Here is an 11,598-nt window from a genome sequence, read left to right as displayed (position 1 = left end):
CCTCACTGTCCCGCTAGTCCCGCAGGACATTGGATAGGCTTTCTCGACTTGACACCGCACGAAGAAAATTGATTTTTATTTTCGAGGAGTCTCGCACCCTCCACTCCAATCAACTAGTGAAAAATACAACATTGAGCTTTAACACAGCCAATACATTAAATAAAAAGAAGAACAGCAGACCAAATCGTAAAAATCATGTCTGCTGTTCTTCTTTTATTTAGGATATAAGAGTAATAGAAATGGTCGTGTAGACCTTTTTACACCAAAAAAGAGGTGCGAATTAGCGCGCTGATTACACCTCCAAAAGGTATGTTATTTTATTCAACTTTCACTGCAGTTTTTTCCTTATTCACTTGCTTTCAGATGCAATTTGCTCCAACAGCAGCTGGGTTTTGAGTCCTTCTTCACCATCGGCTGCAGGCTGGGTATCACCCTCGATCGATTCGATAAAGTGGTTGACAGCGCCTGTGAATCCCCGCCTTGTCAAAATTGAGTCCCATGAAGGGGAGGAGGTGCATTCGATTCGGCTCTCCCGCTCGATTTCCATTGATTCCAGGTCACGCACCCTTACCACCTGCCCCTCGGACACAAGTTCAAGGGTTTCGGCATTTGTTCCGGCCTTCCTGTGCATACCGGTAAAAACTGTCACGCTATCTGCAGTTGTATACGCATGATTGGCATAAACGAGAGAACCTTCACTGTTTTTTTCGATATGTCCGAACCGCATATCCTCAGCACCGAACCAGCGGGCGAGATCTACGAGATGTATATAATCATCAAGCAGCGTTTCTTCATATGGTACGTTTCTGACTTTGTCGGCCCGGTGTTTTTCAATTCGCACCCAGGCCGGCGGCCCAGCCGTTTCTTTCGCTTTTTCATATAACGGCGCAAAACGGCGGTTGAACCCTACCATCAGCTTGCGCTGGCTGATTCTGCTCAGTTCAACGAGCTTTTCAGCATCCCTGGCGTCAGCAGCAAGCGGCTTGTCGACATATACATCAATTCCGCTTTTCAAAAGATGCGAGACGACTTCAAAGTGGGACTCGGTTGAACTGTGGACAAAAGCCGCATCGATATCGCTGCTCAATGTTTGTAAATCTGGATATGGCTTCAGCCGATACAACCGGCCGATCGTTTTCCGCTTTTCTTCATTCGGTGTGTAAACACCGGTGAATTCCCAATTCTCTTCTTTGGACAAGAGCGGTAAATACACCTTCTGGGCAATACCGCCAAGGCCGACCATTCCAACTTTAAGTGGACGCATTTCATTCTCCTTTCCAGTTAGCGAAGCGGTGAAGCCGCCATTCTGACATATGTATGGCGTTTCCCTCTGACTGCGATCGAATAAGCCATAATATTTTCAGGTATAGCCACGCCTGTGTAGCCTGCATCACCGATATGGTAAAGATCGGCACCGGCCATTTTGCTGTTGAGTGCGATTGTGCGGATCGTACCGTCATCAGCGCCTTCCTGGCTTGTTCCGATTGTAAGCAGTGCGAGTGCACCGTTTTCATGCACAGTCTTGACCAGCTTCTCCGCCTTTTCAACGGTCATTCCCGGAACGGTGCCCGGGCTCGGCAGCAAAATAATATCGGCTCCCGCTTCGATGAATGTTTGTAAATCCGATTCTGCCACAATGCTTCCGCCTGTTTCACCTGCAACCCCTGCTCCGTGCATTTTTCCTGCAATAATCAGCGCATTGGGCCCGAGAATGGCTCTTGCTGAAGCGATAGATGCTGAAATTTCTTTATTTGTCACTCCGGTTTTTGGATTACCTGTCAGGCATATGTAATCGAAACCAAGCTCCTTTACACGCTGGAATGTTTTCTCGGAAGCGATTCTTCCTTGCGGCAGTTTATCCAGGTCTTCAAGGTTTCTTGCTTCTGTATCAACCGGCTCCAAATTGACTCCGACCGGAAGGCCTGTCAGTTCTTTCAGCCTGGTGATGGTGCGGTCAGGCTCCACCTTATCCAAGCCTTTCATCTGCGGACTGAATACATCAAACAGATTGAACAGGATCATATCGGCTCCAAACGCAGCAGCCAGTTCGGCATTTGTCACGCTTGGATACAGAGGCATAAACGAGCCGATGACTTCAGAAATGATCACTCTTCCTTCCGAAGCCAGTATCGACTTCTTCAACTCCTGGCCATTCATGTTTTTAAAATCAGAGCCGCGGCAATCAAGCATCCGTTTCATTTAGTCCACCCTTTCTTTTTAATTGCCCATGATTTACTAGGTTTTCTCAAAAATACTGAACTGCTTAATTTTTCATATGGAACACAGCGGAACATGCCGGCAAGTAATGAAGAAACCCTGGCCTATAACATACCAGGGTTTTCATCACCATTCTTTAAAAGAATTTTACATCTTTTTCATTTCATCAGCTACAAATTCCACATCCGTGCCGACAATTATTTGCAGATCCGTTTGGTTCAGTTTGATAACGCCCCTGGAGTCTTTTTTCAATTGTGCTTCATTCACCTTTGCCATATCTTTCACTTTCAGGCGCAGACGTGTGACACAGTTATCGATCTCTGCGATGTTATCCATTCCGCCAAGCCCTTCCGCATACTTTGCGGCCATTGCCTGGTACTTCTCTTCAGAACCCGCTTCGATACTGGACTCGAATTCCCCTTCAACTTCATCTTCACGACCAGGGGTTTTCAGGTCAAGTTTCTTGATAAGGAAGTAGAAGATGACAAAATAAAGCGCTCCGTATACAAGGCCGAGGCCCAGTAAGAGAATCGGCCTTTGTGCTATACCGAAATTGAGAAGGTAATCAATGAAACCTGCTGAGAAGGTGAACCCGTGATGGATATCGAGCATTTGTGTGACAGCCATTGAAATCCCTGTCAAGAATGCGTGTACAAAATACAGCAGCGGAGACAGGAACATGAACATGAATTCAAGCGGCTCTGTAATACCAGTCAGGAATGCTGTCAAAGCCACCGAAATTAACATACCGGAAACGGCTTTGCGGCGATCCTTCTTGGCTGCTGCAATCATGGCCAACGCTGCAGCTGGGAGACCGAACATCATGACCGGGAAGAAACCTGCCATAAAGAATCCGGCAGACGGGTCGCCGGCAAAGAAACGGTTTAAGTCACCCGTTGCGCCGTTATATTCGCCAAACACAAACCATACAAGGCTGTTCAGCACGTGGTGAAGGCCGATAGGAATCAGCAAACGGTTCAAGAAACCGAAAATGCCAACGCCAAGGGCACCTGCTTCTGTGATCCACTGGCCGACACCGTTAATGCCTTCCTGGATCGGCGGCCAGATAAAGCCGAATAAAGCAGCAAGGAGCATCATCGTAACTGCTGTGACAATCGGGACGAACCGGCGGCCGCCAAAAAATCCAAGCCAATCTGGAAGCTTAATGGTATGAAAGCGGTTGTAAAGTAATCCAGCGACAATACCGGTAATAATTCCGCCAAGGACAGACATGTTGATGTCGCCGTTGATCGCCTTGGTCCCTTCTGTCAGTACAAGATAGCCGACTGCACCGGCAAGGCCGGCAGCACCGCTTGCATCCTTCGAAAGGCCGATCGCGACACCAATCGCGAACAGCAGCGCCAAATTTGCAAAAATCGCATTTCCTGATGCTGCAATAAATGGGATATCCAATAAGTCCGGCTGGCCGAAACGAAGCAGCAAGCCTGCGGCTGGAAGTACGGCAATCGGCAGCATAAGCGCCTTACCGATCCGCTGTAAAAATCCTAACATATTCATTCCCTCTCTTTCCTTACTCTTTTTTATTTATTGAAAAAGCGGCTTAACGCTTGTTTCAATCGTCCATTTGATTCGTGCAGATAGGTCTCGGCCTTTTCTTTATCGGCACCTGTCATGCCCATAAAAATGGCCGTCTTTACATCTTTTCCACTGTTTTCCAGGAGATTGCGGGCTTCCGTTTCAGGTACACCCGCAATTTCTGCAATCATTGAATGTGCCCGTTTCACCAGTTTTTTATTGAGCAGCTGCATATCGACCATCTCATTGCCGTATACCTTTCCGGCTTTGACCATTGCACCAGTGGAAATCATATTGATAATCATCTTTTGGGCGGTGCCTGCTTTCAGTCTCGTTGAGCCCCTGATTATTTCAGGTCCTGTTGCCGCCTCAATCGCAACCGTACTCATTTTGGAGGCGGCTGCACCTTCGTTACAGCTCACCGAAACGGTTCCCGCCCCGATTGAACTGCCGAATTTCAAGGCCTCCAATACAAACGGAGTCGATCCGCTGGCACTGATGCCGATGATCACATCACTTGCAGATGCCATATGCCGACGAAGCTCAGATAATATGGCATCCCCGCTGTCTTCAGTCTGTTCAAGCGGTTCCCACATCGCACCTTTGCCTCCGGCGATAATTGGAATCCACCTATCCTTTTCAACTGAAAAGGTCGGTCCAAGCTCGAGTGCATCCAGCACACCAATCCTCCCGCTCGTTCCCGCACCGGCAATAAAGACGCGCCCGCCTTTTTCCCAGCGTTCCACAACAAGTTCTATTGCCCGGGAAATCGAAGGAAGTGCCGGTTCAATCGCATCTTTGATTGTTGCATCCTCTGTCCACATCAAGCGGGAAATTTCCAGCGGGCTTAATTCATCAAGCTGCAAGCTTCCCTCATTTGCTTTTTCCGTCAAAGATTGCTTCATAGCATTACCTCTCCAGATCCATTGAGAATTTATAACGGTCGGCCCTGTATACCGATTTGACGACTTCAAGCGGCGTGCCGTCAGCAAGGAAACTGTTCCTTTGAATCAGCAATACAGGTGCACCTTCCTTAATCCCAAGAATTTCCGATTCAGCTTTGCGGGCAACAGAGGCTTCAAGCACCTGCTTCCCTGATGAAATCTTCATTTTCTTTTCTTTTTCAATAAACTCGTAAATGGAACCGCTTAATATTTCCTCCCGTAACCCCGGCAGCAGATTCCGGGATATATACATGTTTTCCAGGGCCATCGGGCGGTTATCGGCCATGCGGACCCTTTTAATTTCAAACACGTCTTCTCCTTCAGCCAGGTGAAGCTGTTCCCGGATCCGCGGCGGAGCAGGGATGATGTCAAAATCGAGTAACTTTGTGCCCGGTTCCATGCCGCGGCTTCTCATGTCCTCTGAAAAACTGGTCAGCCCGTTCAAGGCCTGTTCAATCTTTTTGACGGCGACAAATGTTCCCTTTCCGCGCTTGCGCACAAGGTAACCATCACCTACAAGATTATTGACGGCCTGCCGGACAGTCATGCGGCTGATTCCATGTTTGAGGGACAGTTCCCGTTCGGATGGAATCATTTCACCCGGTTTCCACGTGCCGTTTTCAATCAATTCTTTTATTCCTTCTTCAAGCTGGTAATAAATCGGGAGCGGGGAATCTTTATTGATCATGGCTTACCGCCTCTTTTCCCTGTTGTTAATCTTGGTCATTGCTTTTTCATCCGCTATGACAATAACGTTATCATGAGTTTTCAAAATAGATGCCGGCATTTCTTCGGTTACCTCTCCATATTTTAATTTATAGAGAATGTCCGCTTTTGATTCCCCGGATGCGAGCAACACTATCTTTTTACTTTTCATGATGGTGGCAATCCCCATCGTAATCGCCCTCTTCGGAACATCTTCCAGGCTGTCAAAAAACCTTGCATTTGCTCTGCGGGTTGATTCGGCAAGGTCTTCAACATGGGTAACGGAATCAAACGGGGTTCCCGGTTCATTGAAGCCGATATGGCCGTTTGTCCCGATGCCGAGCAGCTGCAGGTCAATCCCGCCAACTTCTTCAATCAATTTCTCATAAACGCGGCTTTCTTCCTCCGGGTTGTCTGCTTTTCCGCTTGGGATATGGATGTGCTGGCCCGATACGTCGATATGCATAAACAGCTTTTCATTCATATAGTAGTGGTAGCTGTGCGGATTGGATGGATCAACACCGCAGTATTCATCAAGATTGAACGTGCTGACGCGCTGATAAGAAGTCCCGTTATTTTGAAAATCGTCAACCAGGTATTCATACGTTCCGATGACCGTTCCTCCGGTTGCAAGACCGAGCACAGATTCAGGGTTCTGTTCCACCTGGCTGATAATTAATCCTGCTGCTTCCCGGCTTACTTCATCATAGTTTTTCACTTCAATCCACTTCACGTCCGAATCCCTCCTGCTTTTCAAACACAAGCCTGCCCCGGCAAAACGTCATGACAACATCATGATTTTCATCCAGAATGGTGATATCCGCATCTTTGCCGGATGCGATACTGCCTTTCCGGCCGAAAACACCGAGTTGTCTGGCCGGATTGACTGCCGCCATTTGGACAATGTCTTCAAGTGAACAGCCGGTATATGACATGACATTTGTGACAGCTTCCTTAAGCTTCAATATGCTGCCGGCCAGAGTGCCGTCTGTCAATGTTGCCTGTGTTTCATCGACCGTCACTTCCTGTCCGCCCAGGTCATAAGTGCCTTTACCCAGGCATTTTGCCCTCATGGCATCAGTAATTATGATTAAACCATCCCGCGTTTTATTTTTATAGGCAAGCTTCACCATTTCGGGACGCACGTGAATACCGTCAGCAATAATTTCCGCTTTCACCTCATCATGGATAAGCACCGTTCCGGCTGTCCCCGGCTCGCGATGGTGCAGCCCGCGCATGCCGTTGAACAAGTGAGTCGCATGGCTGATGCCCGCCTTGATACCCATTACAGCCTGTTCGTATGTTGCATCCGAATGGCCAATCGAGGCAATAACACCTGTTTCCTTCAAGTATGATGCGAGTTCAAGCCCGCCTTCCTCCTCCGGAGCCATCGTGACGAGCCGAATGTGGCCATTGGCTTTTTCCTGCCATTTTTTAAACTGTTCTTTATCCGGTTTCACAATATTCCCCGGATGCTGGGCGCCCGCCCGCTTTGGGGAAATAAATGGGCCTTCGAGATGGACGCCGAGTGCTTCAGCTCCGTCCGTATACCGGCTTTCAATAAAATCTGCCGCATTTTCCAGTGCTTGTTCTATATCTGCGGCTGAACCAGTCATCGTCGTAGGCAAAAAACTTGTCGTCCCTTCAGCAGGCAATGCCTTTGCAATCTTGGTGAGCGCTTCAGGTGTCGCGTCCATCGCATCCGCTCCGTCAGCTCCGTGGATGTGAAGGTCGATAAAGCCCGGTACAGCCTTCATTTTTCCGCCGCTGAACGAAATAGCCTCTACACTGTTCCATTCAGGAGATAAGCTGTCCATGTCCCCGGCCGCCGTTATTTTTCCATTTTCCATCACAACATATCCATTGGGTATGACCCTATTTTCCAAATAAACTTGAAGATTTTTGACGATCCTTTTGCTGCTGGACATAATCCCGCCTCTTTCTGTAAACGGTTTCTATCTGAAGCATAACATCTGTAAAACTAGTTGTCTATACCACTTATCCTATTTCTTATTATTACCATTTGGAAATATGCTGTATTTTATTCACCTATGAAAAACGTGCCTGCAAATACTACGTATAAGACCATTATTGTCCTCTTTGCCGCTGGGCGTCCGTGGAGCCAATAGTGGCCGGTAGGGTGACTTTTTATTCATATGGCTCTAACTTCTATTTTATCCGCACATTACTTTATTACAGGAATGCTCCTCGCTGTGCTGCGGGGTCTCACCTGGGCGCTCCCCCCCGGATTAATCCAATTAGGGGGGCCATTTATGAACTATCATCCCTGCATGGGCACTGACCTAATTAGTGGGGCTAAACCGAATAACATGTCCTCGAAAAAACGCCGAGCAATGTGTAATAGCAACGACACTCTTTAACATAGCCTTTCATTAAAATAAAAATCAGCACAAGAATGCTATTTTTATCCATACCAGCTGGCTAAATGAGATAAAAGTGGGGTATCGCTTCACGCGCTAGTTGATTGGAGCAGAAGGGGCTCGACTCCTGCGGGAGCAGCGGGACAGGTGAGATCCCGCAGGAGCGGAGCGACGAGGAAGCTCACCGCCCGCCCCGCGGCAAAGAAGACACTGTGAGTGCGACCGGAGGGAAGCAGGAATGGATGTCGCACTTGTGCCCGTGGTGAAAGCGAGCCCCTGCAGCGGAAATCAACCTACCCATTTTAAAATGCAATGTCTTTGCATTTGTTCCTCCACAATACTGCCAGGCAAATGCGGCACGTTTTATAAAATAGGTGACAGAAGCCTTGATACCGATTCTTTAAACCGGATCATCAGTGTCCGCTGCTTGTATTGAGGCATGGTGATTTCGAGGGACTTTTCCATATCATCCCGGAAGACCAGGGCAAGCTTCGCAGATGTCTCACGGTGATACAAAAAGGCATTCACCTCGAAGTTCAGGCGGAAACTTCTCACGTCGATATTCGCTGTGCCGACCGAGCAAATTTCTTCGTCGACGACAATCGTTTTAGCATGCAAAAAGCCGTTTTCATAAATATAAACCTTCACGCCTGCCTTGAGCAGCTCACCAATATAAGAGTAAGTCGCCCAGTATACGAAAATATGATCGGGCTTGTCGGGAATCATGACCCGTACATCAACGCCTGACAGGGCAGCGATTCGTAATGCATCAAGTACGCTTGCATCAGGAATAAAATAAGGGGTCTGGATATATATCGAATACTTGGCGGATGTGATCATTTTGATATAGCCGTTTTTGATTTGTTCCCATTCTGACTCGGGGCCGCTTGTCACAATCTGAGCCGCAACATTGCCCGCAGGAGGGACTTCAGGAAAATAACAGTCGGCGTAATTGATGTCATGGCGATGGCTCGCCTGGTTCCAGTCCAGGATAAACCGGGTCTGCATGGCATGCACAGCCGTGCCTTCCATGCGCAAATGCGTATCACGCCAATAGCCGAACCGCTCATTCTTGCCGAGATACTCGTCGCCGACATTGAAACCGCCGACATACCCGATTTTCCCGTCAATCACATTGATCTTCCGATGGTTTCGGTAGTTAAGCCGGAGGTTGACATAAGGAAGCTTCGAAGGAAAAAACGCCTCAACTTCCCCGCCGGCTTTAATAAGTTCACGGAACGAACGTCTCGAAAGCCGCCGCGATCCAAGGTCATCATACAAAATCCGCACCTTCACGCCTTCCCTTGCTTTTTCCGTCAGAGCGCTGATCAGCTTCCGGCCGAGATTATCTTTGCGGAAAATATAATACTCCAAATGAATATGGTCTTTCGCATTCCTGATATCGTTCAGCAATGCATCAAACTTATCTTTGCCGTCGGTCAGCAGCTGCACGCTGTTTTCCTGGGTCAAAACCGCGCCATTATTTCCGAGGTGCATAAAAATAAGTTCTCGGTATTTTGATGTGGCTGGCTCCTGGAAACGGAAAGCGTGCTCCCGCATCGACTCTATTTGTTCTTTCAGAAGCGTTTCCGTCCCGATCTTTTTCTCGTCTTCCCATTCGAATAAATGTTTTCGGCGCAATTTTCTCCCAAAAATGATGTAAAGCGCAAATCCCAAAAAAGGCACAAACAAAAGAACCATCAGCCATGCCCACGTTGAACTGGCATCTTTTCTCTCCAGAAATACGACGAGCGAGGCAAGGATAATATTTAGGACGAAAAGGACAGTTGATAATATAAAATAGATATTCATTAGATCTCCTCGCCAGATTCTTATTCGAACAACAGACATTCTCTATATCTTATGTTTCAACAGGATTCTCATCAATTCCTTTTGACAAACACAAAAGATGACTGGTTTTCTCTGTTTTCCCGATTTACATGCCTTATAAAAGCTGAAAGGAATTCAGCGATGTTAACCCCTGGTCCGCTGAGTCCCGCACACCTCGGCGCCAAATCAACCGAACAAAATAAAAAAGCCCCGATTTCACAGGGCTCCCCATCTCCGTTCCACCCGATTATTTTCAGATCATGCGAAGAATGTTTATTTTTGTAGAAAAGTATTAACATGTTTATCACGGTAATAAAATAAGTAAGGATAGGGCCGGGAATCCCGGAAAAGTGGGCTCGTAACAGCCTATAACCCAAATACAGGAAATAACAAAATCAATTAAGATATAAAGAAAACACCTTTATTACCGAAAGGAGGATGGAAATGAAGAAACGGCTGTTAAAGACTTTTGCCGGCGCCCTTATTGCTTTTAGTGCCTGTACTGGATTCTTCGCCCACTTTTCAGTCTATGAAAATTCCCAGCCAATCGTCCATTTTGCGGATGAAGATATCCCGTTCCATCATTGAGTCTCATCGATACTTTTATAGCAAAATAACGGAAGCACTGCAAGGAAGGTCATATGTTCGCCTCCTGCAGTGCTCCCTGATCATCACGATTATTCACTTGTTTTATTCATTGACCGCTAATTTCTGCAGCGGACAAGCTAATTTCTTTGAAAAGGAGCTATCGGATGATTGGAAAGTGGAATTGGAGCTGCTTCTGTCCTCTGTCGCGCAGTCCATAGAAAGGAGTGGAGCTGATGGATGGCCTAACAATCGTGTTGTCGACCGGTTTGTTTTTAGTCGCATTGCTCAATTTTATCGTGCTGCTGATTGAAAAAATCAAAAAATGACAGTTATGCACTCAGGGCGGATGATACCGTACTTTTTACAATATCGGCAAATGAATCATTTTGCTGAAGTTCGAAAAGGTCAAGCGCCCTATACAAGCATTCAACCGCTGCCTCTTTATCTTTCAAAACAAGCAAATTTTTGCCCTTTTGGTAAAACAGTTCCCCAAGTAAACTCAACCGTTCCCGGACCAAACAAAGCTTGATGCCCTCATCGCAGTGACGGACCGACTTTTCATAGTTGCCGGCAATGGTCAGCGTTTTGGCCAGATTGAACAAAATCCGGATTTCAATACTTTGATCCTGGATGGCCGGCAGCTTGCGTAAGTGGAAGAGGCCACTTTGAAACGTCACAAGTGCCTTTTCATTATTTCCGATTTCACTGTAAAAAACGGCCATGCTGTTCAAAATTTCGATTTTCCGTTCTGAATATACTTTTCCTTCAGGTTCTATGCTTGTCATAGCTTGATTAAGCAGTTCAAATGCCTGCTCTGTATTATGGTTCAAATAAAACTCGCAGATTCCTTGATGCCAAAGCATAAATTGCCGGGCCCGGCCCGATTGGAATAACGGATTATGCTTTTCAGCATGAATGAGTTCCGCCACTTTTTCATAATTTCGTTTTCTGATTTCCTGGCGGATCATAAGGCATACTTCCTCGACATAATCCAGGCGCGGACAGGCTGTAATTTCAAAAAAGTAATTCATATCAACACCAAGACGGCTGGCAAATTTATAAAGCATATCTGCTGAAGGAGAGACCTCTCCGGCTTCAATCTGGCTAATCAGCGGCTGAGTACAGATTCCTTTCGCCAATTCCCGCTGGGACATATGCATTAGCATACGCAATTCACGAATCGATTGGCCGATGTTCCCTGCTTTCATGTGAACCCCGCCTTATTTTGGTTTTCTTTAATTGTAGTGCCTGATCTCATGTATCTCAACTTAAAAAACTGAAAATTCAGTAATATAATGCCTTTGGTTGACTTCATTTGAGATAAAGGAGGGAAATTGAATGCGGACATTCATGGCAATCGGGACTTTCCTCATAACCTTTTTCCAGTTTGTCATCAT

11 protein-coding genes are annotated in these 11,598 nt (G+C 46.9%); 2 read left to right on the top strand and 9 right to left on the bottom strand.

The window, feature by feature from the left end; genetic code table 11:
• Positions 1 to 349: 349 nt before the first annotated feature.
• The 7 genes from A4U59_RS19755 to nagA form a co-directional block, all read right to left on the bottom strand.
• Complete coding sequence (locus A4U59_RS19755) at positions 350 to 1,264, bottom strand: Gfo/Idh/MocA family protein (RefSeq protein WP_070121788.1); 915 nt, start codon at positions 1,262 to 1,264, stop codon at positions 350 to 352.
• 17 nt (positions 1,265 to 1,281) lie between these two features.
• Complete coding sequence (locus A4U59_RS19750) at positions 1,282 to 2,199, bottom strand: DUF7916 family protein (protein WP_070121787.1); 918 nt, start codon at positions 2,197 to 2,199, stop codon at positions 1,282 to 1,284.
• Positions 2,200 to 2,364: 165 nt separating this feature from the next.
• Positions 2,365 to 3,729 carry an N-acetylglucosamine-specific PTS transporter subunit IIBC gene (gene nagE / locus A4U59_RS19745; RefSeq protein WP_070121786.1) on the bottom strand — a complete coding sequence of 455 codons (1,365 nt, stop codon included), beginning with the start codon at positions 3,727 to 3,729 and terminating at the stop codon, positions 2,365 to 2,367.
• Between the two features lie 29 nt (positions 3,730 to 3,758).
• Positions 3,759 to 4,658 (bottom strand): N-acetylmuramic acid 6-phosphate etherase, encoded by a 900-nt coding sequence (gene murQ, locus A4U59_RS19740; protein ID WP_070121785.1) that lies wholly within the window; start codon positions 4,656 to 4,658, stop codon positions 3,759 to 3,761.
• Between the two features lie 4 nt (positions 4,659 to 4,662).
• A complete protein-coding gene (locus tag A4U59_RS19735; protein ID WP_070121784.1) occupies positions 4,663 to 5,385 on the bottom strand; it encodes a GntR family transcriptional regulator in 723 nt (240 codons plus the stop codon).
• 3 nt (positions 5,386 to 5,388) lie between these two features.
• Positions 5,389 to 6,135 carry a glucosamine-6-phosphate deaminase gene (gene nagB, locus A4U59_RS19730; RefSeq protein ID WP_070121783.1) on the bottom strand — a complete coding sequence of 249 codons (747 nt, stop codon included), beginning with the start codon at positions 6,133 to 6,135 and terminating at the stop codon, positions 5,389 to 5,391.
• Positions 6,122 to 7,330 carry an N-acetylglucosamine-6-phosphate deacetylase gene (nagA, locus tag A4U59_RS19725; protein ID WP_070121782.1) on the bottom strand — a complete coding sequence of 403 codons (1,209 nt, stop codon included), beginning with the start codon at positions 7,328 to 7,330 and terminating at the stop codon, positions 6,122 to 6,124. The genes nagB and nagA overlap by 14 nt, the downstream gene beginning before the upstream one ends.
• Before the next feature lie 557 nt (positions 7,331 to 7,887).
• Here nagA and A4U59_RS21930 point away from each other — a divergent pair.
• Positions 7,888 to 8,049: a hypothetical protein gene (locus A4U59_RS21930; protein WP_169824013.1), complete on the top strand. Its 162-nt coding sequence runs from the start codon at positions 7,888 to 7,890 to the stop codon at positions 8,047 to 8,049.
• Positions 8,050 to 8,146: 97 nt separating this feature from the next.
• On the opposite strand, the gene cls is transcribed toward A4U59_RS21930, so the two are convergent.
• A complete protein-coding gene (gene cls, locus A4U59_RS19720) occupies positions 8,147 to 9,595 on the bottom strand; it encodes a cardiolipin synthase (protein ID WP_070121781.1) in 1,449 nt (482 codons plus the stop codon).
• A 462-nt stretch (positions 9,596 to 10,057) separates the two neighbouring features.
• Here cls and A4U59_RS21510 point away from each other — a divergent pair, with 462 nt between their 5' ends.
• Entirely contained in the window at positions 10,058 to 10,201 is a 144-nt protein-coding gene (locus tag A4U59_RS21510) for a hypothetical protein (RefSeq protein WP_157888231.1), read from the top strand.
• 329 nt (positions 10,202 to 10,530) lie between these two features.
• Here A4U59_RS21510 and A4U59_RS19715 read toward each other — a convergent pair whose 3' ends face one another.
• A complete protein-coding gene (locus A4U59_RS19715) occupies positions 10,531 to 11,409 on the bottom strand; it encodes a helix-turn-helix domain-containing protein (RefSeq protein WP_070121780.1) in 879 nt (292 codons plus the stop codon).
• Positions 11,410 to 11,598: the final 189 nt, after the last annotated feature.

Origin of the sequence: Bacillus marinisedimentorum (assembly GCF_001644195.2) — a bacterium.
GTDB classification, from domain to species: Bacteria; Bacillota; Bacilli; order Bacillales; family Bacillaceae_O; genus Bacillus_BL; species Bacillus_BL marinisedimentorum.
Note: the sequence above shows the minus strand (reverse complement) of the source record. Positions and strands in the feature narration are given on the sequence as shown.